Here is a 25,112-nt window from a genome sequence, read left to right as displayed (position 1 = left end):
GTTACCCCCACCCGCAATGACGATACGGCTTGGACGTTGGGGTTCTCAGCACCGCTGCGTAAAGGCAAGCTGCTCGGCTCATATCAAACGGCAACGAAGTCTGAGGTTAAACAATGGGCCTTGGGGTATCAATACAATCTGTCCAAGCGCACGGACCTATACTCGTTCTTCACTAGCACCGACTATCGAAACTTCACCGAGTCTCGTAATTTCAGCGGTCGGCAGTTTGCACTTGGTCTACAACATCGCTTCTAGCGTTTAGGCGCAATGTAATTTTTTGACCTCAGCCACTCGCTCTCGCCCGATCTCTCAAGATCGAGTCGGCTGGGTCTCTACCTCCGATCAGAGCCAACTAACACGCATGGTAGCCCTCGACACCAAACGCACGCGCCCGACAGACATGATATATATAGGCACAGGCTGGCGTTTTGCCTCAGCCAAGCAAGGCGAAGCTCTCCTCGATTACTCCTGGCGCACGAATCGCTCTAATTCTGGAACAAGCGCCCACCCCATAGTTATATTGACTTCCTGTAAAATCAGCGATGAAGCTGCTAGTTGTTGAAGACGAAAGAAAGTTGGCGGCCTACCTTGCCCGTGGCCTCCAGGAAGAGGGATATCAAGTCGACGTGGCTCACACCGGGTTGGACGGATTGCATCTGGCTGTCGAGTTTGACTATGATTTGATTTTGCTCGACTGGATGTTGCCAGGCGTGGACGGATTCTCCATATTGCAGGTACTCCGTAGGACGCGCAAAACTCCTGTTTTGATGCTAACCGCTAAGAGCGATGTTGATGATCGCGTGCGCGGTTTACGTGCTGGTGCCGATGATTACCTCACCAAGCCCTTTTCGTTTTCCGAACTCATAGCCCGCGTAGAAGCACTGCTGCGCCGCGGCGGATCGGAATCGGCCGACGCACCCCAGACCATGTTCAAAATGGCTGACCTTGAGGTGGATTTGGTCAAGCACCGAGCCCGGCGAGGCGACGAAGTGCTGGACTTGAGTCCCAAGGAGTTTTCACTGCTCAAGCTGTTCCTAGAACATCCTGGCAGAGCGCTCACGAGAACCTTCATTGCCGAACACGTGTGGAACATCAACTTCGATACCGAGACGAACGTTGTCGAAGTAGCGATACGCAGACTGAGACTCAAGCTCGACACACCTTTTCCCAAGCCCTTGTTACACACAATACGTGGCGTAGGCTACATTCTCGAAGATCGTGATGCCCCCCCCAAGTAAGGTACGCTCACTCGGTAAAGAGCTTTCTTTCCGCTTGGCCTTACTAACGTTCTGCGGTTTGGCTTTGGTCAGTGCTATCGTCTATATTGCAACGGCCGTCCAGTTGGACGATCGACAAACCAGCCAACTTCTGCAATATAAAAAACTTGTGGAACATCTGGCTGCGGAGCACTCCCGCGCCCACGAAGCAGATCTCTTCAACCACAAGCTCGACGACCTGTTCGGTGGCCGCGCGGACATTTCGCTGACTCTAAAAACCGCAGCGGATGTACCTACATATGCGAGCAAGTCCTCGATAGGAGGATCTAGACGTACCTATCAGTTTATGCTCGCCACAGGTAGCGACGACCAAGCTCGAACGACGGCTATCCTTACGCTGTCTACACAGAGAGATGACCAGTTGCTTCGGCATCTCGCTTTGACCTTATTCATCGTCGCATTGGGCGGAGCGTCCATCGTCTCGACATGTGGATTCTTTTTGGTGCGATGCGGCTTGGCGCCGGTCGGGCACTTGGTGCGACAAGTCAAGGCAATCCCGACCAGCCGGATCCATACGCAGTTGGACGGTTCTTTACAACCTGTAGAGCTCCAGCCCCTCGTAGAACAGTTTAACGCACTCTTACACCGGCTGGACCAAGCGTATGAGCAACAAAAGGGGTTCAATGCCGATGTTGCACATGAGCTTCGTACGCCATTGGCGAACATGACTGCGAATAGCGAGCTTGCGCTGATCAGTTCTGCAGACCAACAAGCACTGCGCGACGCCCTCGAATCCAATCTCGAAGAGCTAGGCCGCATGACGACAATCATCAGTGACATGCTCTTCCTCGCTCAGGCTGACCGAGGTGAAGAGGCAAGAAAAAGTCAGACGAGCAGTCTTTTGAACGAACTCCGCAACGTACTCGTCTATTACGAGGAAACTTTAGAAGAAGCGGACCTCAGAATCACGACAGAAGGTGATGCCGCGGGCGAATATGACATCTCCCTGCTAAGAAGGGCCATCTCGAATCTGGTCGAGAACGCCGCACGTCATGCGACCAAAGGCAGCGTCATTCTGCTACGGTTGTTGCGCGAAGGAACGAACACCGTGATCGAGGTAGAGAACACGGGGAGCCCAATTCCCCCAGAGCAGTTGGATCGCATCTTTCAACGCTTTTACCGAATCGCTGAAAATCACAGCAACCATCGGCGCAATCACGGGCTTGGTCTCTCGATCGTCGCAGCGATCGCCAGGATGCATGGAGGCCAAGCATTCGCTCACTCCTCCGAGACAACGACGCGCATCGGGCTTCGCCTGCCCACGCATGCCAACTCTCCCAAACTTCTCTAGAGATCGAATAAGGAAGCGCCGCTCACGGGTAAGTGCTCTCGGAGTAGTCTATGCGTACAGCGGTGCCGCCCCCCTCGCTCCTGGACGCACGAATAGGCCATGCCAACCGTTCCGCTAGAATGCTTACCACGACCAGACCCAGCCCTGACGACTTTCGCCTATTCCATGGGTCGTCTTTACTCAATGTAGTCAACAGGTCAAAGCCGGCATCATCGAGCCCGCCGCCCTGATCGCACACTTCAAGATAGTCTCTCTCCACCACCACGGCGATGAGCCCCACGGTATGCCGCAAGGCATTCTGAAGAATGTTGACCAAGAGCATCTTCGCCAAAGATCGATCAGCGAACGTGACGGTATCACGTCGCTTGACTACGGAAATGCGAGAAGTACTAGCATCTACATTCGCTAGATCGGCAAGCGCTTCGGTCAACAATTCGACGACATGAAAACGCTCTTCTCTAGTAGGGATCTCCTGCTTACGTCCCATCTTTAGAACCACTTCGAGGTTACCTGCCATCTCTTGAGCAGCCCGTTGCGCGCGTGTCAGCGTCTTCAAGTCTGCTTCCCCTAACCCCCCTCTGTCTCTCATGACATTCAACGCCCCGGTTACCACAGCAATCGGCGTACGCAACTCATGACTGGCCAATCGCAAAAGCGTTCGCTCCCTAGCGATATACGCTTCAAGTTCCCGCAGAAAAATATTGAAATTCTCCGCAATGGAATTCAGCGCTGAATCGTGAAACTCTGTGGGCACTCTGTCAATTGTTTCGCTGGGCCGGGTCCTATCAATCATCAGCGCGAGCGAGCGAATCGGTCGTACAAGCCGCAGCCCCCCGACTCTGGCCAGGAAGAACGCCACGATCAGAACCAGAAAGCTCGTGCCCCACACTCCTCGCTCAAGGAGGACAATCTCGTTCTCGAAGAGAGTGATGTCTCTGGCCAAATAGAACGTACCACCTTCCACCGGTGTAATAGCGACGAGGAACGTCTTTTCGTTAAAAAAGACGTCGTCTGAAAAGGGTGCCTTCCGACCTTGAAATAGCTCGGGGAGCTCGATCTGGCTTAGTGACTCCGTCGGGACATAGAGGGCCATCATCCCTGGCGATGACCATTGCATCGGGGCACCCGTTGTCACCGCACCAACGAGCGCCTCTCGAATCTGCCGCATATCCGTACGCAACATGGCTCGCTCAATACCTTCATGAGCCATCATTGACACTAGCACGACGGCGGCCAGGCAGAAGCCCGACACGGAGGCAACCAGCCACTGAATCCGAGTTGATATCGACCGGGTCATTTCACTCTTCGTCAGGTTGAATTAGCCTGTAGCCCCGCCCTCTTATTGTTCTGATTAAGTCAGCATTTACGGTTATCTTTAGCAGACGCCGCAAGTTGTATATATGGGTCCGCAATGTATGAGCATCGACTTCTCGATCTTTGACCGAAAGTTCTGCCATAAGCTCCTCATAGCTCACGAAGCTTGGATAACGCTTGATTAGGGTCTCGAAAATCACGGCTCCGCTCGATCCCAGTTCGACACTCGGCCCACCTTCTACCGATAATGTCAGCGTTCCTTGATCAAAGCCAAGCACCCCTGCGCGAATCGTTTTTTTCCTGACTGAAGACCGTCGATGCAGCGCCTCAATGCGGGCCTTGAGTTCACGCAGATCAAACGGCTTCACCAAGTAGTCGTCGGCTCCACTCTCAAACCCTTCCATCTTGTCCTCTACTTCGGACCGAGCAGTTACCAGAATAATAGGAGTGGAGGATCCCAACTCACCGCGGACCTTTCGACAAAGCTCAATCCCCGACAAGGCGGGCAACATCACATCCAAAATGATGACGTCATACTGATTGACGCCGAGCAGATGTAGAGCTGTCAAGCCATCATAAGCAAAGTCGAGCGCATAACGCTGTTCGCCCAAATATTCCATAATATTTTCGGCCAACTGCAATTGATCTTCGACGATGAGAACCCGGATCAAACGGTCCATATCATACTGCGCGGGCGGTGAGGTGCACGAGTCTTGAGGATGACTCTGGAATGTCAGCTGTCGAAACCACGACGAGGAAATAGCGTTTGTTCTCATACGCAAGCTTCCAGCCAGAAGGAATCATTCGAGTGAACTCTTTGAAGACTAGCTTCGGGACTGCCACGTTGACCGGTTGATCAGAGGAGGCCAGTATTGCGAAGAGATCGCGCAACGCTACCTGCTCGGCTTTGCCTGCTGAGTAAAATCTTGCTGAGAATGGCATTGCGTCCACGTAGATAAGGCGCGCATCGGTACCAGCACCGCGGCTCTGGGCATAACGAATCAGCGATCGCTCTGACTTCACCCGATCAGGCCAATCACTTACCACGCCGGTGAGCACGAGGCATATCAGTGGCACGAGTGCGCCCGCAACTACAACACCCTTGTTCTTGATAGACCATCCCCTCCTGCGAATATACAGGGCGCTGAGCATGGCGAAGGCAGGTAACCCAGGTAGTACATATGTCCACAGGATGTTATGAGCGAATGAAAAAAAGAACATGGGAAACACCGCCCACGACGCCATGTATTTCACTTCATCGTCGCGCACAAGCATAGGTATATCGGCGAAAGTGGAGCGTCTGAACACCGCCTCGAGCAGAGCCACCAGTAGTACCAAACTCCATGGGAATGCAGCCACCCCCCAATTCCACCATATGGCGCCAAACGGCTTGAGATGGGCCGAACCGTACAGGTCCCCCTGCCAACCTGGCTCCAGGAATCGCAGTAAATGTTCGCCGATGATGAAGTATTGGAGAAAGCCAGGGGTTCGAATTTCCGCCATACCGTACCACGGCAGAACCAAAAGCGCAGTTAGCAGCCCCCCCCTTAACCACGGCAAGCTGCGCAACGAGCTCCAATGCATCCGCGACAAGCACAGCCAGATCAATATTGGCCCAACGATTAGGACGGCGGCCAGAGGCCCCTTTGCCAAGAGGCCGATAACAATACCGAGAAAGAAGCCGTAACCCCAGGCTTGGCTCTGATTAAGCACAGCCAATCTGAACGACACCATACTCAGCGTGGTTCCTAATGCTAGAAAAGGATCGGTCAACACGGCGCCGGCGCCAACAAACGCGAGTAAAGACGTGGCAAGAATCCATGCCGTCAATTGCGCGCTAGCTAGATCCCGGACCGTACGCAAATATGCGAACGCTAGCGCGATAGTTGCTGATGCGACCATCAAGGATGGCAACCGCCCTGCGATCTCATTTACGCCAAATAGACGAAAGCTCGCAGCTTGGGCCCAGAATGACAATGGCGGCTTTCCCCAAAATGGCACGCCTGGCGAGAACCAAGGTGTCACCCAGTTATCCGTTTCGATCATGAGACGGGCTATTTCTGCGTATCGGGGCTCCGATGTATCAATGAAAGGCACTAGGTACATCGCGACAACGCGAACACCGATCACTGCACCAAGCAGGAGGACTATCAGTCGAGTGTTAGATGCCATTCGAATCAGTGCTGACGTTGCTGCGCCGGCATATGCGCCCGCTCGACTATGCCCTGTATCAGATAAACCGGCCGCTGTTTGATTTCCGTATGAATTCGTCCCACATATGTACCTAGCACCCCGATAGTCGAGAGCTGCAAGCCGGACAGGAATGCCAACAGCGCAACGAACGCAAGCGGAACAGATATCGACTCACCATAAAGCAAAGCACGAGCTATGACGAAGAGGCCAAGCACCGAACCTATAATCAGAATGATGGCTCCGGCAATGGAAGCTATGCGAAGTGGGCTGAGCGAGAACGAGGTGATACCATCAAAGCCAAGCTTCGCCAGATTAGCCAACCCCCATTTGCTTTTGCCGGCCGCACGCGGTGCTCGATCATAGAGAATCGTCGTGGTGGGCATGCCGATCCACGCGAAGAGTCCTTTCATGTATCGACTGCGTTCCGTCATGCTTCTCATCGCGGCAACGGCTCGCCTGCTCAGCAGCCGAAAGTCGCCGGTGTCCGGCGGTATTGCGACCTCGCTCAACCGATTCAAGATTCGATAGTAGAGATGTGCCGAGACACGTTTCATCCATGTATCTCCCACTCGGGTCCGTCGACGCATTACTACAACGTCCGAGCCCGCTCGCCAAGCATGAATCATGTCTGGAATCAGCTCTGGCGGATCTTGCATATCTGCATCGAGGATGATGACGGCATCCCCTCGGGCATAGTCAAGTCCCGCTGTCATCGCCGCCTCTTTTCCAAAATTTCTCGACAGATGAATGACACGCACAGCATCCATGTCGCTCGCAACGCGATCGAGGTATAGGGACGTGCCATCAGTGCTACCGTCATCGATGAATAGCAATTCATACGAAAGCGAGAGCGAGTCCAATACATTCCTGAGCCGGGCCAAACAGACGGGTAGCACGGCTAATTCGTTGAACACCGGGATGATGACGGTCACTACAAGCGGTGCCGATGGGAAATGCGGCAAGAGTGCGCCACTCATGAGCGAAAAATCCGCCTTGTCATAAAAAAATTGAAGACGGCTACGAGCGCGGTGGTCAGCAGTTGTGCTGAAGCAACATTCGTAGACAAATTGTCGAATACCCATTTGAAAATCGTTGAATTAAGCGACCAGCCGGCACACACTAGTAAAGCGTAAGGTAGTGCATGTAAAAACGCTGTCCTGGAGCTAGGAAAAGTTATCGTGCGCTGCCATACAAAGTTGACAAAGGCGCCCGTGATCGCACCAATGGAGGTTGCAACCACGGGGCTGACAGAGCAAACGATCAATACAAACATCGTCAGCCAGTGCATACCTGTGGCCGCAACTGCTCCAACCAGATAGCTACTCGCCAAACGAGAATAAACGCAGATCCAAGTTCTCAGCAGAGAATCTCCTTCAGAGATGTCCGGATGCGGTGGAGTGTAGCGAGAGCTACCCCAAGCCTTGATCAACGGATAATCAAGAATTCGTCAAAGTTGATTTGCTCCGTGTGAAGCAGCTCTGCTCTATGAGAGCGCCCCGACTTGATCGTCGGGGCGTCAGTCCGTCCAAGTAGGCTAAACAGCTACGTCTTGCTGTGGCAGAACGCTGCTCTCATCATCAGACTCCTTTCGGTGGACCAAACGATACAAGAGCGGAAGAACGAGTAGCGTAAGAGCAGTCGACGAGATAATGCCTCCGATTACTACCGTAGCGAGCGGCCGCTGAACCTCCGCGCCAGTGCCTGTGGCCAGCGCCATGGGAATAAAGCCGAGCGAGGCCACTAGGGCTGTCATCAACACTGGACGCAATCGCGTCAACGCCCCCGTCCGAACAGCTTCCTGAAGCGTTGCCCCTTCTGAACGCAGGGATCGGATAAAGGACAACATGACGAGACCGTTGAGCACGGCCACACCCGAAAGCGCGATGAAGCCGACGGCGGCCGATATCGACAGCGGAATTCCACGCAGCCACAGGGCAAGAATGCCCCCCGTCAACGCGAAGGGAATGCCAGTAAAAACGATCAGTCCGTCTCTGACATTACCAAACATCGCAAAAAGCAAAACAAAAACGAGCAGCAGCGCGACAGGTACCACGATCTGTAGTCTCGCTGTCGCGGATTGCAGTTGTTCGAACGTTCCCCCCCATGTAGACCAGTAGCCGGCAGGCAACGTGACTGCTTCGTCGATCCGCTGCTCGGCTTCAGTCACAAACGATGTAAGATCCCTCCCGCGGACATTCGCGCTAACTACAATCCTGCGCTTGCCATTCTCGCGGCTGATCTGGTTGGGGCCAGGAGCAAGATCGAAAGAAGCCACCTCCGAAAGAGGAACGAAGGCCGTCCGTGCATCTCCACTTCTAGGAAGGGCGACAGGAAGGCGCTTGAGACTCTCGATGTCGCTCCGAACATCGTCCGGCAGGCGCACCAGTACGTCGAATCGACGATCACCTTGGTAGAAGATACCTGCTTCGCGTCCACCCACGGCGGTGGCGATCGTCTCCTGAACCTCAGCCATGCTGACCCCATATCGTGCTGCCTTCTGTCTGTCGACAGATATGGTCAGCATGGGAAGGCCCGTGGTCTGCTCCGCCTTGACCGACTCGGAACCCGCGATCTTGGATAGAACGCCGACCACTTCCGCAGCCGAACGCTCAAGTTGTGCCATGTCATCGCCGAAAATCTTGACTGCGACGTCCGAACGCACACCCGAAATGAGTTCATTGAATCGCATCTGGATCGGCTGCGTGAACTCGTAGTTATTACCAGGCACCTGTTCAACAATTTCCTGGATTGCGGCGAGCACTTCCTCGTGAGACCGCCTCGGCTTCGGCCAATCAGCAAGCGGCTTCATGATGATGTAGGTATCCGCGATATTGGGCGGCATCGGATCTGCAGCCACCTCTGCCGTACCCACGCGCGCGAATACCCGATCCACCTCAGGTACCTTCTTGATATTCTTCTCCAGGAGCTGCTGCATGGCGACGGATTGCGAAAGGCTTGTGCCAGGAACACGCAACGCCTGGACGGCGATGTCCCCTTCGTTCAGGTTGGGAATGAATTCCGCGCCCAGTCTCGTGGTCAAGGCCATCGAAAGGACGACTGCGACGCCAGCAAACACGAGTACGATCAAAGGATTGGCCTGGGTCCAAGCCAACATTGGCTCATATCCACGGCGTGCCCACGACATCAAGCGATTCTCTTTCTCCTCCACCTTCTTGTTCAAGACAAGTGCGACCGCAGCAGGTACAAAGGTGATCGACAGGATCATCGCTCCCAATAGGGCCAACACCACGGTGATAGCCATGGGATGGAACATCTTTCCTTCTACGCCGCTCAGCGCGAAGATCGGTAGGTACACGATCATGATGATCAACTGCCCGTAGATCAGAGGCCGACGGGCCTCGCGTGCGGCCTCGAAGACCTCGCCGAATCTCTCCTCCCTTGTCAACAGCCGTCCCTGGCTGGCTTGAGCGTGCGCCAGCCGGCGCACGCAGTTTTCGACAATCACTACCGCTCCATCCACAATGATCCCGAAATCTAGCGCCCCCAAGCTCATAAGGTTGGCACTGACTTTATAGGTAACCATGCCGGTGAAAGTGAACAACATCGATAAGGGAATGATCATCGCAGTGATCAGCGCCGCTCGAATGTTGCCCAAGAACAAGAACAGTACGACGATGACGAGGGCAGCCCCTTCGACCAAATTCTTCTTGACGGTTGCGATGGCCTTGTCGACAAGGTTGGTCCGATCATAGACCGTGATTGCTTTTACACCGGGCGGCAATGTCTTGTTGATACTAGCCAGACGTACATCTACGGCTTGGGCGACCGAACGGCTGTTTTCGCCGATCAGCATGAACACGGTTCCCAGAACGACTTCACGCCCATTTTCGGTCGCCGCCCCTGTCCGCAACTCTTTGCCGATACCGACTTCCGCCAGATCTCTAACCCGGATCGGTTGCCCTCCCGCGCTACTGACGATGATGTTGGCGATATCTTCAATCGAGCCTACCTGACCAGGGGCACGAACCAAGTACTGTTCGCCACCCCGCTCGATGTACCCAGCACCAACATTGACGTTGTTGTTCTCCAGCGCAGCCACGACGTCAGCCAAGGTCAAACCGTAAGCGGCAAGCCGCTCCAGGTTGGGGGAGACGACATACTCCTTATCATAGCCGCCGATCGTGTTGACCTCGGTGACGCCCGGCACCGTGCGCAGTTGCGGACGGATAATCCAGTCTTGAATTTCGCGTAGATCAGTAAGGGTGTACTCGGATCCATCAGGCTTCTTTGCACCAGGCTCCGCCTCTACGGTCCACATGTAGATCTCGCCCAGCCCAGTCGATATCGGCCCCATAGTCGGCGTAATGCCGGCAGGCAGAGATGCCGCAGCCTCCTGGATGCGTTGGTTGACCAACTGACGCGCGAAGTAAATGTCGGTTCCGTCCTTGAAAATCACCGTGACCTGGGACAAACCATAACGTGATAGCGAACGCGTCTGTTCTAGATCCGGCAACCCCGCCATAGCCGTTTCTACGGGAAAGGTAATGCGCTGCTCGGTCTCCAACGGTGAATATCCAGGCGCAGCCGTGTTGATCTGCACCTGCACGTTGGTGATATCGGGCACCGCATCTATGGACAGTCTCGTGTAGTTATAAGCCCCGATGCCGATGAGCCCAATAACGGCGAGCATGATCAACCATCGTTGCTCGATGGCAAAGCGAATTAGTTTCTCAAACATGATTTTTCCTGCGAGAGCCTAGATGCGTGCGATGCGAGCCATCTCGGTCAAGTTCAGTGAGCATGTTCCGCCTCACTCTTGCCGAGCTCCGCCTTCAACGTGAAAGTATTGGTGGCTGCGTAGCGCTGCCCAGGTGCGAGACCGCCAGTCACTTCGACGGAGACACCATCCGAGCGTCCCACCTGAACCTTCTGAGCCTTGAAGCCCTCAGGAACAACCAGGAAAATCGTGCTTGAGTTATCTACCGTTTGAATCGCAGACGCGGGTACGGCAATAGCCACCGGTTGAGGCTTTGCCATGACTTCGGCCGTAATGAACAGCCCAGGGCGCCACAACGCCCCCGGGTTCTGTAACGTGACTCTCGCGGTGGCCGTTCGGGTCTGATCGCCGATCAGGGGTCCCACATAGTCCACGGTTCCCTCGGTGGTCTGCGAGAACGCACTTGTCGAGATTCGAACCTTTTCTCCGACGCTAACCACAGGAAGGTCTTTGGGCGCAACGATGAACTCCGCCCAGACCGTACGTAGATCTGCGATCGTGAACGCCTGCTCGGTCTCGGTGACGGCTTCGCCCAATGTCATATGCTTGGCGATGATCACACCCTCGAAAGGTGCCCGCAACGCGTACTGGTTGAGTCCGGAAGCTACCGGCCCAGCTCCAACAGCCGCCAGCTTCTGACGCGCATTCTGCACAGCAATGTTTGCTTCCTCTCTTGCGGTTTTGGCCTGAAGAAACTCTTGCTCAGCAGACACCTTCTCGTTCCACAGCCGTTCTTCGCGCTTGAATGTCTGATCGGCCAGCTCCGCCCGCCGCTGTGCAGCCGTCAACTCGCTTCGCAGATCAGACAAGCTCGTACTGGCGATCATCGCTAGTACCTGCCCGCCTTTGACTGTTTGCCCCAGATCGGCAGAGACGGCTTCGACAATGCCTGCTACCCGCGGCACCACGTGTGCCAACCGATCTGCATTGAACCGGATTTCCCCGGGGAAGCGCGTAGACGGAGTGATTGTGCCGGGACCTGCAATAGAAACTCGAATATCGCTTTGAGCCGTCTGCTCGGCCGTGAGCTTGATTACGCCTTCATCATCATGCCCTTCTTCGGTAGTGCGGGTACCGTTATCACTTTCCTGGCCATGACCATGACCATCGCCGTCGTCATGCGAACCAGGCTGATAGAGAATTCCGAACATGGCAAAGGCGCCGGCCGCAACGAGGGCTGCCGCGACGATAGCCTGCTTCTTAGTAATCGACATATACCTTCCTTAGCGACCGAGAACCCGATCGATGACAATGGCGGCCTGATAGGAATCAGCCAATGTGGTCAGATAGCGAATGCGTGATTGAAAAAGCGTCCGCTGAGCATCAAGCACATCAATAAAGCCGAATTTGCCCGCTTCAAACCCCTTTGTCGCCACGTCGTACGCCTGCTGGGCTCCAGGAAGCAAGGTCGTGCGCAGCATCTGAGCTGCAGCCCGGGCCTGAGACAGGCGTAGCGCTGCCTGCGACAACTCATTTCGCATCGTGATCTCGATCGAACGGTACTGATCTTGTGCTTGGTCAGCGCGAACCTTGGCCTCGTAAAGATTGCCTTGGTTTCTATTGAAGAGCGGTAGTGGAATCGAAATGCCGATCAGGGTCTGATTCCTACCCAGCTCGTTGTTGCGCTGGCTACCGGCAGAAATCGTTATGTCCGGATATTGCTTGGAGCGCTCCACATCGACAACAGCCTGACGGCGCTCGATTTCCAGCCGCCCAACCACCAGTTCCGGTGAGGCACCAAGATCACGTAGCATCGCATCTACCGGACCACGGTCGGGCAGTTGTTCGAGGTCACCAATCGCGCGCAAAAAAACTGGATCGCTATTGCCCCAGAGCATCGCCAGGGACCGACGTGCTCCCTCTAAACGGGTACTGGCATCGGTCAACGCAAGCTCGGCATTGCCCTGCTCGACCTGGGCGCGGGTTTCTTCTAGTGGAGGCACTTTGCCTGAAGCTACTCGACGGCGAGCAATATCCGTAGCCTTCTTCGCGACACCCAAAGAGGCTTGCGCCAGCTCTACGCTCTCTTGTGCAATGAGTACCTCGAAAAATGCGGCGACCGTCGCCGCGCGCACGTTGGCTCGGGCCAGAGTCAAGTTCGCCACTGCGACGCTCTGGGCTCGCTGGGCAGCAACAACGCGGGCCGTCCGCTTGCCTCCCAGCTCGATCGGAATACCGATTTGCGCGGCGGTTGTCCGCGTCTCCCGCCGCGTGTCTTCCGTGCTAACGGAAAGCTCGGGGTTGGGTATCAACCCCGCCTGGGTGATGCTGCCATCCAGCGCATCGACCTCCTTAGCCGCTGCCTGCAACGCAGCATTGTTGTTGGCGCTCAAGGCCAGTGCGGCATCCAGGGTCAATGGAGCGGCAGGCTCAATTCCCTGAGTCGACGGTAGGCTGGAGAAAGGTTGTGCCCATGCGGGCACCATGAGATTGGCGAGCAGCGCCAACCACAATACAAGGAATCGCATCGAATTTCACCTGAAACGAAATCTGGAAATTCGGCGAGACAGGAAGGATGTTACGGTCTCGCCGACTAACTAGGCGAGACGCGCCACTGAGGCCGTTCAGGTTGAAAAACAGGGCTGGGTAAGGGCGACCAGTGCGGTAGACCACTCAGCACAAACGCCGCTGAACTCGCCGCAACGAACGCAACTGCAGAGAAGACAGCATGGCTAGCGACCAGATGACAAGCCATGCAATCAGCATGGGACCATCCGGCGTCGCTCTTGCCCGAATCTTCACCCATGTGAATGTGTTTGTGATGCCCGAAGTGGCTCGACACTGCCTGCTCCGACTCGTGCTCGCAATACCGCGCTGATGCCCCCCAGCTAGCCTGGAACGGCACAAGCACGATCAGAAGGATGACGAAGAGTCGACGCATTGCTGAAGTTTACTGGATGTCTACGATGCCATTGACCAACAAGTTACTGACAATTTTGTTATCTCTTGCGCCGCACCACTTGCGAGCCCGGCGAGCTATTGCACAACCGACCGTCATTTAGAACCCTGAAGTGACTTCATGGTCAAGAATAATTTTATGTCTGTTGTGCTTCAGGTGGGCATCGCACCTCGTTGGAACGAAGAAAGCTTGTAAGAGTAGCAGCTGCCCGCGCTCGAATACCGGCATAGCGCCGGCAAGAAGTCCGCACCATATCAACGGACTGCTAAACCGATCCGCTCGCGGGACGCGCGTTCGTAGGATGAACATATCGCTGGGGTCGAGCTGAGCGTGAGATCCCTACAAGTCCAGCTTGCCGGCTTCTGAACAAGCTAGCACTGCCACTGATCGTCAGTCCCGCACTCAGCCCAAGTCCGCAAGGTAAGAACCTCTCTGGCAATGTGCGAAAGAAGTCTATAGCTGTCGTTAGGTGCCGTCCCCGGTCCTTAAACCGAATTCATGTTTGGATGCAAATATCAAAGCGGCATCAAACGTCGCTCGTTCTCCTATACTGAGATGAAATACTCGCTGAAGTACAGCCCACGCCATACAGCGGTCTTTGAGATTCCAGTGAACATGCCAAAAGTTGCAGATCGGACTGATACGCGTGTGCAGCTCTCAGCGCATAAGATGCAGTCTCTGGTTGACATCAGGAAAACTTACTTCGCACACGGCGCCGATAAGGTCGGGGATGCACCTTCCTCATTTATCAGTGTGGCACAGGACAACTCCTCGTCAGATGCAGTCCGAGCGAAATTTGACTACCAGCGTTCGGAAGTGCTCGTGCCGGCAGAAAGATCAGTTGCTCTGCGCCGTCTATGCGCTCAGGCCGCTGACGCATAGCGCCCCAACAGGAAAGACGGCATGAAGCAATTGATCGCCTTCGACCTCGATGGAACACTCACCGAGAGCAAGCAGCCACTCTCAACCGAAATGGCTGCGCTACTTTCGCGTCTGCTTAGCGTTGCCGAGGTTGCCGTAATCTCGGGCGGAGACTGGCCGCAATTCGACAAACAGGTTGCCTCACGTCTGCCCGACAATACAGCGCGCTCGCGGCTATGGCTTATGCCAACCACCGGCACCAAGCTCTATCGATTCGTCGACGATGCGTGGCAGGCCATCTACGCCGAACTATTCGACGATATAGAGAAGACGAAAATCCGAATAGCATTCGATCGGGCGTTAGCAGAGGCGAAACTTGTCGATAAGCACATTTGGGGAGAGCGAATCGAGGATCGCGGAAGCCAGATCACCTTTTCTGGCCTCGGCCAAGATGCGCCTCTAAAGGAAAAAGAACGGTGGGACCCTGATCGCACCAGGCGCACCCAACTCCAGAAGACATTGCGTGCGGCACTGCCCGGCCTATCAATCACCCTGGGCGGCACCACGTCGATCGATGTCACTCGACCCGGCGTCGACAAAGGCTACGGTCTGAAACGGTTAAGCGCGGAAAGTGGCGTGCCGCTCGATGAGATGCTATTCCTCGGCGACGCGCTTTATCCAGGCGGCAACGACTATCCCGCGACCGAGATCGGATTGGATACGGTGAGGGTGCGCGATGTGGCTGAAACGGCGTCCGTCATAGCGGCAATCATCGCTTGCCTGAAGCGGTGAGAGACGGTCTACATGAACGAAACCTTATCCACCGAACGACGCACGCTCTGGATCGTGCTTCTACTGAATGCGGCCATCGCCACAGGGTTCTTCGCAACTGGCGTGCTCGCAGATTCGAGCGCGCTAATCGCTAACGGCGTCGACAATCTGTCAGACATGGTCGTCTATGCGCTAAGTCTGCTCGCACTGGGCCGTGGCAAGAATTGGAAGACACATGCTGCGGGCGCATCAGGCGTGATGCTGCTGATTTTCGCAGGAGGCATCGTACTCGATGTAGGCCGGCGCTACGTCGAGGGTAGTGATCCAATCGGTCTCACGATGATGGTCATGTCGGCGGTCGCTGGCGCCGTGAATTATGTCTGCCTGCGGCTGCTCCAGCGCCTGAAGGAGCCAGACGTCAACTTGCGCGCCGCGACCACTTTCAGCTTCAACGACTTCGTTTCCAATGGCGGCATTCTCATCGCAGGGTTGATGGTGCTGTGGCTCGGTAGCAACTGGCCAGACCTAGTGGTGGGGCTCGCCACAGCTTTTATTGCGATCAAGGGTGGCATCGAAATCTTGCGAGACGCCCGAAATGAAAACAAGATGATAAGGACTCCCCCCGATGACCGATAAGCTTGAGCTTGACATACCCGTCGTGCTGCCAGAAGTGCCAGATTCGACCGATGCGTGCGTTAGTCGGCTCGTCTCGACGCTCAGCACCAAGCTTGGTGTAGATAGGGTGCACGTCCTAGCCGCCGAGAATTCTTCGCCGGCCAAGCTATGCATCCACTACGATCCGGCCATCGTGCCTCTGGCTCGCATTCGAGAACTCGCGCAAGTAGCGGGAGCCGAGATCAGCGCTCGATTTGGGCACGCTCTCTGGCAGGTCGAGGGTATAAGCCATCAGCGGCGTGCCAATACGGTGTCAGAGCGTGTGCGCGCGATTGCCGGAGTAGTCGAAGCCTCCGCCAGCTCGACCGGGCAAGTTCACGTTGAGTTTGATCGCGAGAAAACGTCCGAGCAGCATATTCTTGAGGTGATGGCCACATTGGGAGTTGCTCCAGCACGCAGACCGTCTAGTGCCACAACGGAGCACGGATCTGCCGGCCATCAGCACGCCTCCGACGAGAAAGGGGCTGAACACACTCATGCTCATGGCGGCCTCCTCGGCGCAAATACAGAGATGATCTTCGCTCTGACCTGCGGCGTACTGATGGGCGCCGGCGTTGCCATTGAGAAGCTCATCGGTGATGCTCCATCATGGCTCCCTCTAGCTTGCTATATCCTCGCCTATTTTTTTGGCGGCTTCTTCACTCTGCGCGAAGCCGTCGACAATCTTCGACTAAAGCGTTTCGAGATCGACACACTAATGCTGGTGGCTGCGGCCGGCGCAGCAGCTCTTGGGTCATGGGCAGAAGGCGCGCTGCTGCTATTCCTTTTCAGCTTGGGGCATGCCCTCGAACACTATGCAATGGGACGAGCTAAGCGGGCGATCGAAGCTCTGGCTGAACTGGCCCCCGATACGGCCATCGTCCGACGCAACGGCCAAACCGAAGAAATCAAAGTCGAGGACTTGGTTGTCGGCGATACCGTCTTGGTGCGACCGAACGAGAGGCTTCCCGCCGACGGCTTTGTGTTGAAGGGCAACTCCAGTGTCAACCAAGCTCCCGTCACCGGCGAGAGCATTCCCGTCGACAAGCGCGCTGTCGCCGACGCAGGACTTGCGCGGTCCAAACCCGACACGGTTGATGCAGCATCGCGAGTCTTCGCTGGCACAATTAACGGAGGTGGAGCGATCGAGATCGAGGTCACCCGAAAGTCGACCGACTCAGCCCTCGCGCGTGTCGTTAAGATGGTCAGCGAAGCCGAAACAAGAAAGTCTCCTACACAGCGCTTCACTGACAAGTTCGAGCGGATTTTCGTCCCAGCGGTCCTGTTGTTGGCCTTTGCGCTGCTGTTTGCTTGGGTGGTCATCGACGAGCCTTTCCGCGACAGCTTCTATCGTGCAATGGCGGTGCTTGTTGCTGCGAGCCCTTGCGCGCTCGCTATTGCTACCCCCAGCGCGGTACTTTCTGGCATCGCCCGCGCAGCCCGGGGGGGAGTCTTGATCAAAGGCGGTGCGCCTCTCGAAGAACTGGGTTCACTCAATGCCATGGCGTTCGACAAGACCGGAACGCTGACCGAAGGACGGCCGCGAATCACCGACGTTTTGTCCGCAGAGGACATCAGTGAAGAGGAGTTACTGACCGTTGCTGTCGCTGTCGAATCTCTGAGCGACCATCCCTTGGCCGCGGCCATTGCTCGCGACGGTCGTGAGCGTCTTGGCGGCCGCGCCATTCCTACCGCTAGCAGCCTCGAGAATTTGATTGGCCGCGGCGTTGCTGCCGAGCTCGACGGCGACAAAGTCCTGATAGGCAAAGCCGAAATGTTCGGCACTCAAGACGTTCCACCCCTGAGTACCTCCACCCAAGCGGCGATCAGGCAATTGCGAGATGCGGGTAGAACAAGCATGGCGGTCCGTAGAGGCAATCGCGATCTTGGCGCCATCGGACTTCTGGATACGCCACGCGAAGGGGCTCGGGAAACACTGGAGCGACTACGGGAGCTTGGCATTACGCGCATGATCATGATCTCAGGTGATCATGCGAACGTCGCTCAAGCCGTGGCGAAAGATGTTGGCCTGGACGAAGCATGGGGCGACCTGATGCCTGAAGACAAGGTCGAGGCCATCCGCAAGCTTCGCCAACAGACCAAAGTCGCAATGGTAGGTGACGGCGTCAACGATGCGCCTGCGATGGCCAACGCCACAGTCGGGATCGCCATGGGTGCGGCAGGCTCTGATGTTGCCCTGGAAACTGCGGATATCGCTCTCATGTCCGACAACCTAAGACAGCTGCCGTTCGCCGTAGGACTCAGTCGGCACACAAAATCAATCATTCGTCAAAATGTCTTTGTGAGTCTCGGCATCGTCGCAATCCTCGTACCATCTACCATCCTCGGCCTGGGGATTGGGCCTGCAGTAGCCGTGCACGAGGGATCTACACTCCTGGTCGTCATCAACGCCCTACGTCTTCTCGCTTATCGAAACACTTAAGTATTCCCGGTAGGAACGCCCATAGCGGCTAGCTCATCGATCTCCCCGTGCGAGTCAACGGGGAGATCGATGATTCCTCCGTTCAGGAACTGCTCGCGGCCGTTAGATTGCAAAACTGTCATCATCCGGCCAGCAGCGTGTAGGCGCCTCAAGTCTAGAGTAACTCCTGCAGATCACTACTACAGGAGTTTCCTCATGAACCGCTCGCTAGCTGCCCTCTTCGCCACGCTCGTCATCGCAGTTCCCAGTGTCACGCTCGCCGAGTCGCCTTATCATGATGATATATATCAAGAGCGATTCTTCTTTGCGGCGAACCACGATGCACAACCGCGCCGTGCAGGGCTGAGCAACCAGCCTCAGATGCCGAACAGTGAACGAGGGCAAGAGACATTGCCGCAAGGCAAGACCAGGGACCAAGTCCGCGAGGAACTGCGCAACATGAGCGTGGACGAGAAGCGCCGCATGCAAGAGCTCTATGCAAACTAAAGCACAAGCATCGTGGGGCGCAAAGGTCCGGCGAGATAGCGCCTCGCCAGTCGGAGCCTCGCCCCGTGCAGCGCATTGATGGCAGACCTTCTGCCTGGAAAATTACAAATTTGTCATCCTGCAGCAAGCGAGGCGTTATCCCCCGAACGGTATCGTCTATTGCTTCATCAAGCATGATGGCGAGTATGCAGGCGACAGGTCGAAATGCCCCGTGCCCTTGCGGTAGCGGGAAGAAATACAAGCAATGCTGTATTCCGAACAGCTTAGGCTTCCATCGCAGTACCGTTGCACGGGAGCATTTCAATCGTGCCGTTAGCCTGCACGGCAAAGGACATTTCGCCGAAGCTATAAAGCTATATGAAGCCGCACTCGCCGCAGACCTCACGCTTGCGCAGGCCCACGCAAACCTCGGCAGTGCGTTTAGCTCCCTGGCTCGGTTCGAAGACGCGATACAAAGCTACTCCAATGCGATCGCGCTGGCTCCGGAGTCTGCCATCCTCTGGAGTAATCTTGGGCTGGCGCAACAGCAGATAGCTAGGTATCAAGAGGCGGAAAATAGTCTTCGTACCGCGATCTCCCTAGCTCCCAACCTCGGTATCGCCCACCACAACTTCGCGCGACTATTGCAGCTTCAAGACCGTATCGACGAAGCTATTGTTTCGTACTCGACAGCACTAAGCTACCAAGCGGACGACGTTCAAGCCCATCACAACCTAGGCATGCTAATGGAGCAGACGGGCCACATTGAAGAGGCCCGGCTGCATTACCAAGCGGCTTTGACTATCTCGCCGACATTCATTCCTGCCCATCGCGCGCTAGCCGACATAGCAATGCGTACGGTTCCGCTTTGGCACGTTCCAATGATGAACGACGTTGGGCGCAACGAAGCGTACCAAGCCGCATTGAGCCGCGCCGTTACTCCCGGATCCGTAGTTTTCGAGATCGGTACAGGGTCTGGTCTGCTCGCCATGATGGCGGCCAAACTCGGCGCAGAAACAGTAGTCACCTGCGAAGCGGATGCGACTATCGCTGAGACAGCAATTGAGGTCATCAAACGCAATGGTTACACCTCGAAGATCCATGTCGTGCCAGTGCACTCCAGTGACATCCACATTGGAGACCAACTTCCGCGTTCGCCAGATGTGTTCGTCTCTGAAGTATTCTCGAGCGAACTGCTCGGTGAACATGTTCTCGGCGCCATTGAAGATGCCAAACGACGAATCTTGGCGCCTACGACCAAAATCATCCCGCAAGCCGCCAGTATCATGATTGCATTGGTGGGCGGAGACTCCCTTTGCGACAACCTATTTGTTGGCGATGTCTGCGACTTCGATCTGCGCCCCTTCAACTCGATCATTCCAAAGCGACAGCCGCTAGCCCGTGAAGACCTTACTCCTCAGTTGCTCAGCGATCCGGTAGAAGCGTTTTCATTCGACTTCCGAAGGCAGACAGCTTGGGCGGGGCAGACGAAATCCATAGAAATATCGGCCACGCGCGATGGGAAATGCGTTGGCATCCTCCAGTGGATTCGCGTCTATTTGGACGACAAAAGCACCTTCGAAAATGCCCCCGACAATCGTGCAGCCGCGGCGAGCTGGACGCGATCGGTCTATCTCTTTTCGGAACCGACGATGTTGCAACGAGGAGATGTGGCAACGGTACTGGGTACGCACAATCGCAATTGTCCTTGGTTCGTCCTGGAAAAGCTCAAGCAGCCTAGCAGGCAGATCGCGGCAAACGCGACGTAGAGCAAGAATCTACTTCGTCAGAGACCCGCTTCATTATCTTCAACAGCCACACAGCGGCCTACACGCAGGTGGGGACGACCTGCGCTTTTCAGAAGGAGCCGTCCTCTCTACTGCAGCGCCTACTGGCTGGGTTACCATAGCAGGATGTTTATCGCAGTAGTGTGCTGGAGACCCTGCAGTGATGTACGGCGCCACTGAGCGGCGTTCTGCGCCAACACCCCGAAGGCGGGGCCTTAATCGCCGACGGATGATCGTTACAACTGCGATCATCCTCGTAGCGCTTCTCGTGCGCTGCATACTCGGCGCAAGCGTTGGCTACTGCAACCATGGCTCCGCAGGACCCGAAAGAGGCCACCCCGGCCACCATGTAGATATACACCTTTCACAGGGACATACATCTAAGACCAAGGCCGTACACCATTCGTGCGAGGTATGCCACGCTTTTGGCTTACTAGCCATCATGCCTCAGTTCGATACGGATGCCCAAATCCTTCCCCGCCGCGTCAAGTTTGGCGCCGTCTCTCAGCACTACCAATCAACAATCGCTCCTAGTCCAGATCGACCGCAATGGTCTGTTGGCTAGCGAGCTGAATCGCGTGATCGATAGCCGTCCCATCGGGACGCTCTAGCAGTCTACATAGACCTCGCGCCTATTCAGCAGTACCTCCCCCCGCTATGTGCGTGTCGCCTTCGACGGCGGCGCGTGCATTCGTCCTGCGCAGCAGAAGTCTTTCGGCGAGTAGGCATACCGAGAACTGACTCGTGCATATCGTGGCTTTGACCGAAGCCACATGCGAGCTACCAACGAATAGGCACGACCCATGAAACTCAGACTGTTCCCATTGCTCTGGAGCAAGGGAGAGGCGCGCGCACCTTTACGGTGGCGTATTCCACCGATATCTATCGAGCTTCTTCTTTTAGCGGTAAGTATTTGGTTTGCGCTTTCGGCAAACACGAGCTTCTGGCAGGCGGTCGTCCGCCATAGTGGCCGTGCTCCCGACGAACTGCCTTGGCTCCTTGTCAACGTTGCAACGATCCTTATTGCAACGCAGTGGTCACTGTTGCTGCTATTCGTGCCCAGATCCGCAGCGAAGTTCGTACTCCCCGTTCTGTGCATCACCACGTCGGCAGCGGCATATCTCATGCATGCATATGGCGTGTACCTGGATAAGGGGATGCTGCAGAACGTATTCGAAACGAACGTCGCAGAGACTAGAGAACTGGTCTCTAACGATAGCTTGCTTTGGCACGTGTTTGTGTTCGGCGCCCTACCCAGCGCCGCTCTGATTCTCTTACCTGTGAAGCGATTCGGGTATCGCCATGCAGTGATCCGGCGGAGCGTTTGCATCGTGCTTAGTATCTTGATAGCGACTGGCGCCTTGTGGAACGCTGCAGGTGACTTAGTTCCCTTGTTTCGTGAGCAAAAGGAACTGCGCTATCTCGTAACGCCTGCAAACTATCTCACCTCCGCAGCACGAGTGTTGACCGAGGCCCAGCCCAGCGGAAATTCGCCTAAGCTTGTAGCTGCGCCAGACGCTATTCGCATTACCCCTTCTGTACCGTACAAACCAAAGGCATTCGTCGTGATAGTAGGAGAAACGATAAGGGCCGCGAACTGGGGGTTGAATGGATATAGACGGCAGACCACACCTAGTCTCTCGCAACGTCAAGTCATCAACTTCGAAGATGTAGAGAGCTGCGGGACGAGCACTGCGGTATCCTTGCCCTGCATGTTCTCATTCCGTGGCCGTAGGAACTACGACGAGCGGCAAATCAGAGCTACCGAATCGGTCTTGCACGTGCTTAATAGGGTGGGGGTGACTACACTCTGGCGTGACAATCAAGCTGGTTGCAAGGGAGTTTGCGAAGGCCTGCCCTTCGAATCGCTGAACGAGGCTCTACCTGATTGCCGAAAAACTCAATGTTTCGATGAACATCTGCTTGACGGCCTAGCCAAGAAAATTCAGTCCAATAATGGCGACATACTCATCGTGCTTCACATGATGGGGAATCACGGACCGGCCTATTCACTACGTTATCCGCCCACCTTTATGCGCTGGGCTCCTGTGTGTACAGACGTAAACCTTGGCCTTTGCACAACGTCTGCTTTAGTCAACGCCTACGACAACGGTGTTGCCTATGCAGACTATGTGGTTTCCAAAGCGATCGACCTCCTGGGGCAGATCAGCAGTCATGAAACTGGGCTCCTTTTCATATCTGACCATGGCGAATCTCTCGGCGAGAGCAATGTATATCTGCACGGCTTGCCCTATGTTCTTGCACCAGATGTGCAAAAGCGTGTGCCCTTGGTGATGTGGCTATCCGAGCCACTGTCGCACACTCTAGCCGTCGATATATCTTGCTTGCGCCGCACGACAAAGACGCCGCGCTCTCACGATGACCTGCCGTCAACATTGCTCGGACTGTTCGACGTCAAAGCGACTGCATACGAACCAAAGTTTGATCTGTTAGCAGCTTGCCGTCGGCAATGATGGCATCGCCTTTGTCTGCTTGCCTAGTCAGCGCTTGCGCAAAGGCAGCGACTCCATAATATCCAGCGCTCTCCGTGAGATGGTCTTTGCGGTGCAAAAAATAGAGCGCGCCATTAAGCGTAACTGACGGAATGGAAATTCGCCATATAAGATACTTCTTGGCTTTAGCTGAGGAGCTGCATTTTGGAAGAGCTGCGGCACGTGCTCATATCGAGCAGTCGCCACTGTCCCGCAGCATTACGCAACTGGAAGAGGAGTTAGGAGTACCGCTATTCATCCGCTCTCGGCAAGGCGGCACGAGCCTGACACCAGCCGGCGAGGCCTTGCGCGACCAAGCCCGCGAAATATTGACCGCCATCGAGCGGGCGCGTCGCACCGTCGCGCAGATCGGGGGCGAGCCCACCGTACTGCGCGTCGGCTTGGCCGAAGGTATGGCGCAACCCCGGCTGTCCGAGCTGTTCCAGCGCTGGCGAGAGACGAGTACCGATGTCCAGTTGCGCATCACCGAGCTCCCGTCTTTCCAGCAGCATGAGGCCCTGCTGATCGAGCGTATCGACCTTGGGCTTTCGTTCGGCGTGGCCCAGGAAGAAGGCCTAACGATCGAACCGCTCTGGAGCGATCCGATCGTGGCAGCCGTATCCACCGAGCATCCGCTGTCGCAGGCCGAGACGTTGACGTTGGCCGATGCGGCCGCCTGTCCACTGATCTTCTGTCACGCGCGCTTCAAACCCGGCCCGCGTGCGCAGATCGAGCCGTTGCTGCAGGCGCGGGGCATTACGCCGATTCTGGCCGAGCCGGTCGATAGTCTGGCGGGGTTCATCGTCAAGGTCGGCGCGGGCTGCGGGGTCGGGTTTCTGGATGCCAACCATGCCCGGACGCTGCAGCGCCCGGACGTGGCGATGGTGCCCGTGGTCGATCCCGATGCCCGGCTGACCATCTTCGCGGCCACCAAAGCGGCCCGCCATGATGACCTTCGTGCCTCGATGGCGCGGTTCGTGGCGCTGGGCCGCAGCGTGGCGGAGGTCCATACAGACGCTGTATGACCTGCAACACAACGCCGTCTTTCCCAGTTTGATTTGACACCCTGGCATGGTCTGTCGATGCTTGTGACAAGACCATGACACGGCACGCCGGCCTGCGCCCAGTTTCGCTCCAGGCCGCGCCTTCGCTCGCACACAGCACGCCCGACACCCGTGTGCGATCCGCCGTGCGCCGAGACTGAACCCAGCCGAGGCTGGCGACTACGCCACGCTACGCCCGGCCCGGTTTGCATGATGCGCCTTCGCTTCCAGACTGGCGGCACGTTTCCGCGTGCCTGCCCCGACACGCTTGCGTGCCGCGAAGGCGGACGCGGGACGGACCGACCTGGAAGGAGGACCGTATGCCGACCGGCGTGTTGTTTGGACAGATCATCGCAGTGCTCGCCACGGCGCTGGCGTGCCTGTGGGGCGCTACGCAATGGACGGCTGGCGCGTTGGGCTATCAGAGCCAGCTCGGTTTGCCGTGGTTCACGTTAGGCGATGTGCCGGTCTACCACCCGTGGGATCTTTTCCTGTGGTGGTACGCCTTCGATGCCTACGCGCCCGAGATCTTCATGCGTGGGGGCGCGCTGGCCGCGCTGGGCGGTATCCTGCCGATCGGCATGGCCATTGCCATATCGGTCTGGCGGGCACGGCAGGCCCGGCGCGTGACCACCTACGGATCGGCAAGGTGGGCCACGGCTGAAGATATCGAACAGGCGGGCCTGCTGCGCCCGGCCGGCGTCTTTCTCGGCAGACTGGACGGCAAGGCGCCGGCCTACCTGCGCCATGACGGCCCCGAGCACGTCATGGCCATTGCGCCCACCCGCAGTGGCAAAGGCGTCGGGCTGGTGGTGCCCACGCTCCTGTCCTGGCCACAGTCCGTGGTCGTGCACGACATCAAAGGGGAAAACTGGGCCTTGACG

The 25,112-nt window shown here is 56.3% G+C and carries 18 protein-coding genes; 11 read left to right on the top strand and 7 right to left on the bottom strand.

Annotation, left to right across the window (positions count from 1 at the left end; genetic code table 11):
- From N5K27_RS28070 to N5K27_RS28060, 3 genes are all read left to right on the top strand, one after another.
- On the top strand, window positions 1-255 hold a 255-nt coding region (locus N5K27_RS28070; protein ID WP_279820844.1), incomplete at its 5' end, for a porin.
- Between the two features lie 287 nt (window positions 256-542).
- The gene (locus N5K27_RS28065; RefSeq protein WP_087778965.1) at window positions 543-1,238 is read left to right on the top strand and encodes a heavy metal response regulator transcription factor; all 696 of its coding nucleotides are present in this window, start codon (window positions 543-545) and stop codon (window positions 1,236-1,238) included.
- A complete protein-coding gene (locus tag N5K27_RS28060; protein ID WP_087841603.1) occupies window positions 1,222-2,568 on the top strand; it encodes a heavy metal sensor histidine kinase in 1,347 nt (448 codons plus the stop codon). The genes N5K27_RS28065 and N5K27_RS28060 overlap by 17 nt, the downstream gene beginning before the upstream one ends.
- 22 nt (window positions 2,569-2,590) lie before the next feature.
- Here the strand turns inward: N5K27_RS28060 and N5K27_RS28055 are convergent, their stop codons facing one another.
- The 7 genes from N5K27_RS28055 to N5K27_RS28025 form a co-directional block, all read right to left on the bottom strand.
- Window positions 2,591-3,865: a HAMP domain-containing sensor histidine kinase gene (locus tag N5K27_RS28055; RefSeq protein ID WP_087778969.1), complete on the bottom strand. Its 1,275-nt coding sequence runs from the start codon at window positions 3,863-3,865 to the stop codon at window positions 2,591-2,593.
- Window position 3,866: 1 nt separating this feature from the next.
- The gene (locus tag N5K27_RS28050; RefSeq protein ID WP_087778971.1) at window positions 3,867-4,562 is read right to left on the bottom strand and encodes a response regulator transcription factor; all 696 of its coding nucleotides are present in this window, start codon (window positions 4,560-4,562) and stop codon (window positions 3,867-3,869) included.
- A 1-nt stretch (window position 4,563) separates the two neighbouring features.
- Window positions 4,564-5,988 (bottom strand): glycosyltransferase family 39 protein, encoded by a 1,425-nt coding sequence (locus N5K27_RS28045; protein ID WP_254914564.1) that lies wholly within the window; start codon window positions 5,986-5,988, stop codon window positions 4,564-4,566.
- A gap of 71 nt (window positions 5,989-6,059) precedes the next feature.
- Window positions 6,060-7,157 carry a glycosyltransferase family 2 protein gene (locus tag N5K27_RS28040; RefSeq protein WP_233146026.1) on the bottom strand — a complete coding sequence of 366 codons (1,098 nt, stop codon included), beginning with the start codon at window positions 7,155-7,157 and terminating at the stop codon, window positions 6,060-6,062.
- 452 nt (window positions 7,158-7,609) lie between these two features.
- Window positions 7,610-10,774, bottom strand: coding sequence for a CusA/CzcA family heavy metal efflux RND transporter (locus N5K27_RS28035; protein ID WP_087778980.1), 3,165 nt, complete (start codon window positions 10,772-10,774; stop codon window positions 7,610-7,612).
- A gap of 53 nt (window positions 10,775-10,827) precedes the next feature.
- Window positions 10,828-12,027, bottom strand: coding sequence for an efflux RND transporter periplasmic adaptor subunit (locus N5K27_RS28030; RefSeq protein WP_087778982.1), 1,200 nt, complete (start codon window positions 12,025-12,027; stop codon window positions 10,828-10,830).
- Window positions 12,028-12,036: 9 nt separating this feature from the next.
- Window positions 12,037-13,281 (bottom strand): TolC family protein, encoded by a 1,245-nt coding sequence (locus tag N5K27_RS28025; RefSeq protein ID WP_087778984.1) that lies wholly within the window; start codon window positions 13,279-13,281, stop codon window positions 12,037-12,039.
- 1,334 nt (window positions 13,282-14,615) lie between these two features.
- Between N5K27_RS28025 and N5K27_RS28020 the strand changes: the two genes are divergently transcribed.
- From N5K27_RS28020 to N5K27_RS27985, 8 genes are all read left to right on the top strand, one after another.
- Window positions 14,616-15,365, top strand: a complete 750-nt coding sequence (locus tag N5K27_RS28020; RefSeq protein ID WP_087837682.1) for an HAD-IIB family hydrolase — start codon at window positions 14,616-14,618, stop codon at window positions 15,363-15,365.
- A gap of 12 nt (window positions 15,366-15,377) precedes the next feature.
- Window positions 15,378-15,980 carry a cation transporter gene (locus N5K27_RS28015; protein ID WP_087837683.1) on the top strand — a complete coding sequence of 201 codons (603 nt, stop codon included), beginning with the start codon at window positions 15,378-15,380 and terminating at the stop codon, window positions 15,978-15,980.
- Window positions 15,970-18,441: a heavy metal translocating P-type ATPase gene (locus N5K27_RS28010; protein WP_087837684.1), complete on the top strand. Its 2,472-nt coding sequence runs from the start codon at window positions 15,970-15,972 to the stop codon at window positions 18,439-18,441. Before N5K27_RS28015 ends, N5K27_RS28010 begins: the two co-directional genes overlap by 11 nt.
- 195 nt (window positions 18,442-18,636) lie before the next feature.
- The gene (locus N5K27_RS28005; protein ID WP_087837685.1) at window positions 18,637-18,927 is read left to right on the top strand and encodes a hypothetical protein; all 291 of its coding nucleotides are present in this window, start codon (window positions 18,637-18,639) and stop codon (window positions 18,925-18,927) included.
- A 65-nt stretch (window positions 18,928-18,992) separates the two neighbouring features.
- Window positions 18,993-20,675 carry a tetratricopeptide repeat protein gene (locus tag N5K27_RS28000; RefSeq protein WP_279820835.1) on the top strand — a complete coding sequence of 561 codons (1,683 nt, stop codon included), beginning with the start codon at window positions 18,993-18,995 and terminating at the stop codon, window positions 20,673-20,675.
- A gap of 821 nt (window positions 20,676-21,496) precedes the next feature.
- Window positions 21,497-23,167 (top strand): phosphoethanolamine--lipid A transferase, encoded by a 1,671-nt coding sequence (locus N5K27_RS27995; RefSeq protein ID WP_087838514.1) that lies wholly within the window; start codon window positions 21,497-21,499, stop codon window positions 23,165-23,167.
- 131 nt (window positions 23,168-23,298) lie between these two features.
- A complete protein-coding gene (locus N5K27_RS27990; RefSeq protein ID WP_087838515.1) occupies window positions 23,299-24,210 on the top strand; it encodes a LysR substrate-binding domain-containing protein in 912 nt (303 codons plus the stop codon).
- A gap of 338 nt (window positions 24,211-24,548) precedes the next feature.
- Window positions 24,549-25,112 (top strand): type IV secretory system conjugative DNA transfer family protein (locus tag N5K27_RS27985; RefSeq protein ID WP_279820832.1); only part of this gene is annotated, 564 nt, incomplete at its 3' end.

The sequence above is a fragment of the Pigmentiphaga sp. GD03639 genome (genome assembly GCF_029845405.1).
In the GTDB taxonomy this organism is placed as follows: domain Bacteria; phylum Pseudomonadota; class Gammaproteobacteria; order Burkholderiales; family Burkholderiaceae_B; genus Pigmentiphaga; species Pigmentiphaga daeguensis.
Note: the sequence above shows the minus strand (reverse complement) of the source record. Positions and strands in the feature narration are given on the sequence as shown.